Source organism: Ilumatobacter sp., assembly GCF_049588435.1.
GTDB lineage: Bacteria > Actinomycetota > Acidimicrobiia > Acidimicrobiales > Ilumatobacteraceae > Ilumatobacter_A.
Window position 1 is genome coordinate 1 of sequence record NZ_JBAVYV010000461.1, and the last position, 4002, is coordinate 4002.

Sequence of the window (4002 nt, forward strand, 5' to 3'; positions counted from 1 at the left end):
ACGTAGACCGTCGCCACGCCGGGCGAGAAGGAGCGGATCGCAATGGCGGCAGCAGTACCGAAACGATCACTGCCCGCCACGCGCTCGACCGTGGCGGCGGCGACGGGCGGGGTCGGCGACGCGAATGTCACGACCGACGCCAGGACCGCGACAGTGACCACCGCCCGCACCACTGATGGCGGCGGGCGACAGCGATTTCCGTCCCAAACTCGTCCGACCATGAACCCCCTCCATGCTCAGGTGTCTCGACACCGTGCACCACCGTAGTGCGCCGACGTGTTCGAGGTTGACCGATGCCTGCGCCGGTCGCGAACCCATGGTTCTGCTCGATCGGTCGAGACTCGACCCGAAAACGAGTGGAACCCCTGCCTGGGCAGGGGTTCCAATCTGTGCGCCCGGAGAGAGTCGAACTCCCAACCGCTTGATCCGTAATCAAGTGCTCTATCCATTGAGCTACGAGCGCCCGTGCCCGAAGGCGATCAGCATCCTAACGCCGATCGACGCTCGATCGGAACGGCGAATCGGGAAGAATCCGGTGGTGGGTCAGAGCGCCCAGGGGCCCCATCCACCGGCACGCTGATACAGCCCGTAGGCGGCACGTGCGTTGGTGGCGGGGTCGTAGAGCTGCTGCGCATCGGTGATCCCGAGGTCGCCGAGCCAGCTCTGGTGCACGCTCCAATACATCTGGAACAGGCCGTAGCAGCAGTAGTTCTTGGCGGTCGGTACGTACCGGCTCTCGCGGTACGCGATCTCGAGCGCACGCCCTTCGAGCTCGTCGGGCCACACGTCGCGGATGATCTGCTTGATCTCCTCGGGACCGGCGGGCGAGGTGTCCGGAGCCGGTGCGGGAGCAGGTGCTTCGGTCGTCGGAGCGGACGTGGTCGGAGGTGCCGTGGTCGGAGCCGCGGTGGTCGGAGCTTCCGTCGTCGGAGTGGCGGTCGTCGGAGCAGCCGTGGTGGGAGCGGCGGTCGTCGGGGCGGCCGTCGTCGTGGTTTCTGGCGGCGGCGGGGTCGATGCGCCGGCGGGCAGGCAGATCGAGGAATCGGGGTAGAGCGGCGTCTCGATCGTCGCGCCGTTCGAGTCGAGCAGGTCTGCGAGCGGTACGTCGGCACCGTCGGCGAGACGGAGCCAGAAGTCGCCGAACTGAACCTCGTAGTCGATCGCGCACGTGTCGGCCTGCGCCGAGGCGCTCGCCGTGGCGGCGCTGCTCGACGATGTCTGATCGTCCGACGTCGACGTGGATGAACTGGACGACGAGGACGAGCTCGACGACGAACTCGAATCGGACGTCGGCGTCGGATTCACGGCAACGGCCGGTGGGAGTGTCTCGGGGTCGAGCACGACGGTCGTGTCGGCCTCCGCCTCGGACGACGAGGTCGTTCCGGCGTCGCTCGGTGCCAGGCCCGGCTGCTCGGCAGCGGAGGCGATCGTGTCGTTGCTGTCGTCCGAGGTGAGTCCGATCGCCAGCGGGACGAGCAGGGTGGTGACGACTGCGGCGGCGCCGATGCGAACCAGGAGCGGATCGATCCCACCCTTTGTTCCGCGTCGGTTGTCCGTGCGCTCGACGAGCGGGACCGGTGTCATCGCCGCGAATCCGTCGTCTGCATCCGCGGGATGTGGCGCAGCAGCGTCGATCAGCGGGACTTCGGTGGTCGGATTCGCCGCGCCGAGCGGCTCAGCGCTGACGGCATCGACGGGGCCACTCGCCCAGAGGGGCACCTCGTGATCGAGATCGTCGAACATGCCCGGCCCGGCGACAGGGGTGTCGTCGGTCGGACGCGGAGCGGTGGCATCGAGAACGTGGTGCTCGCGGGTGCCGCCCGAGCCGGACGTCATCGCCGTGTTCCAGAGGCCCTTGATGGCCCCGGTCACGTCGCCGTGCCGTTCGGTCCGTTCGCGTCGCGGTCGTGGTGCCGCGTCGGACCAGTCGGGAGTCGCGCCCCAGAAGTCGGAGGAGTCCGTTTCGTTCTGGTTCGGGTCGTCGTGAGTCATCTCGCCACCTGTCCGCCGGTCGTTCCCAACGTTGGATCGTGTCGTCAGTTCTCGGGGGTGCTCCGGGTGCGCGGGGCACCTCGTCATCACCTGGTTCACGTTGTCTACTCCATTCGTCATGAAACCGCAACGTGGCTGTCATCCAGACGACATGCTTGTCATTTGGGCGAGACATTCATCGGGGTTCCTCGAACGGGCCGGATCGGTCGGTCGGACCATGCAAATGATGCAGAGAGGACGGAAAACGACGACGACCGGCACTCGAGGTGAGCACCGGTCGCCAGTGGCGGAGAGGGTGGGATTTGAACCCACGGATCCCGGAGGATCAATGCCTTAGCAGGGCATCCCATTCGGCCGCTCTGGCACCTCTCCATACGAGTCCGAAGACTCGAAGCGGCGAGTGTACCGGCGGGTGACCCAACGCGAACCCGGTACGGCGCGACAGGGGTACGTTCATCGACGATGACCCTCGTCGACCATGCTCCCCCACCCGTGTCACTCGACGATGTCGAGCGGGCGCGCCGACTCCGTCGGATGAAACTCGTCGCGACGTCGATGTTCGTCCTCGCGGCGATCGTGTTCGTCGTGGCCTCGATCCCGGACGAGGAGGCGGGATGGGTCGGATACGTCCGCGCCTTCGCCGAGGCGGCGATGGTCGGCGCCCTCGCCGACTGGTTCGCCGTGACGGCGCTGTTCCGTCATCCGCTGCGGATTCCGATTCCGCACACGGCGATCATTCCCAAGCGGAAGGACGAGATCGGTCGAAGCCTCGGTGGATTCGTCGAATCGAACTTCTTGACCGTCGAGGTGATCGACGAGCGCCTGCGCGACGCGCACGTTGGTGAACGGATCGGTCAATGGCTCGCCGACCCCGCCCACGCCGAACGAACCGGTGACGCACTCGCGGACGTCGTGCGCGGGGGTCTCGAGGTGCTGGACGACGAGGAGATCCAGTCGGGTCTCGAGCGGGTGGTGCGGTCGAGGATCGAGGCGACCGAGGTGGCCCCGCTGTTCGGTCGCGTGATCGAGTTGTCGATGGAGGGCGGTCATCACCAGCGCCTGCTCGATGCCGCGCTCGTCGGACTGGGAGGTTTCCTCGACGACAACCGCGGAACGTTCCGCGAGCGTCTGTATCAAGAGTCACCGTGGTGGGTTCCCGAGGGCATCGATGACCGCGTGTTCGACAAGATCTACGACGTCGTCGGTCGATTCCTCGCCGACGTCGAGGCCTCCCCGCATCACGCGGTCCGAGCGAACGTCGACCGTCGTGCCGCCGACTTCGCCCGACGGCTCCGCGAGGACCCCGAACTCCGCCGCAAGGGTGAGGAGCTGAAACACGAACTCCTCGACCACCCGGAGGTCCGAACCTGGATCGACTCGCTGTGGACCGAGACGAAGTCATCCCTCCTCGTCGCGATCGACGATCCGACGAGCGAGCTCCGGCGTCGCACAGCGGCGAACGCACAGCGACTCGGCGCTCGTCTCGCAACCGAACCCGATCTGCAGCGCAAGGTCGACGAGTGGATCGCCGCCGCGCTCGCCCACCTCGTCACCAACTACCGCACCGAGGTGAGCGATCTGATCGCGTCGACGGTGGAGAAATGGGATGCCGACGCCACGGCGGAGAAGCTCGAACTCCAGGTGGGGCGCGACCTCCAGTTCATCCGGATCAACGGCACCGTCGTCGGTGGCCTCGCCGGTCTTGCGATCCACGCCGTGAGTCAGCTGCTCTGATCCACACAAGCCATGTCACCACATCGTCCGCTCGCCGCACCAGAGCGTTAGCGTGGTCGACGGAACGGTGGCAGAGCGGACGAATGCACCCGCCTTGAAAGCGGACGAGGTTCACGCCTCCGGGGGTTCGAATCCCCCCCGTTCCGCCAAGACATAGAGCATCGACCAGGTGTTATACGGGTACGCCGGATCTCACATCTGGCCTATCCTGGCCGATCATCTGCGAGCCACCTGCGCGCAATGCGGCTTTCTCGCGATCGCAGCACTGCGCGCGAA

General features: G+C 66.5%; 2 protein-coding genes and 3 tRNA genes. 2 read left to right on the plus strand and 3 right to left on the minus strand.

Translation table 11 applies throughout. The features are described 5' to 3' along the window. Positions 1-390: 390 nt before the first annotated feature. From WBV89_RS17610 to WBV89_RS17620, 3 genes are all read right to left on the minus strand, one after another. A tRNA-Arg gene (locus WBV89_RS17610) sits at positions 391-463 on the minus strand. Between the two features lie 80 nt (positions 464-543). Continuing rightward, entirely contained in the window at positions 544-1992 is a 1449-nt protein-coding gene (locus WBV89_RS17615) for a hypothetical protein (protein WP_423982643.1), read from the minus strand. A 284-nt stretch (positions 1993-2276) separates the two neighbouring features. Then, positions 2277-2364: transfer RNA gene (locus WBV89_RS17620), tRNA-Ser, on the minus strand. 90 nt (positions 2365-2454) lie between these two features. On the opposite strand from WBV89_RS17620, the gene WBV89_RS17625 reads away from it, so the two are divergent. After that, positions 2455-3726, plus strand: a complete 1272-nt coding sequence (locus tag WBV89_RS17625) for a DUF445 domain-containing protein (protein ID WP_423982644.1) — start codon at positions 2455-2457, stop codon at positions 3724-3726. Positions 3727-3787: 61 nt separating this feature from the next. Continuing rightward, positions 3788-3875 (plus strand) — tRNA-Ser (locus WBV89_RS17630). Positions 3876-4002 lie beyond the last annotated feature (127 nt).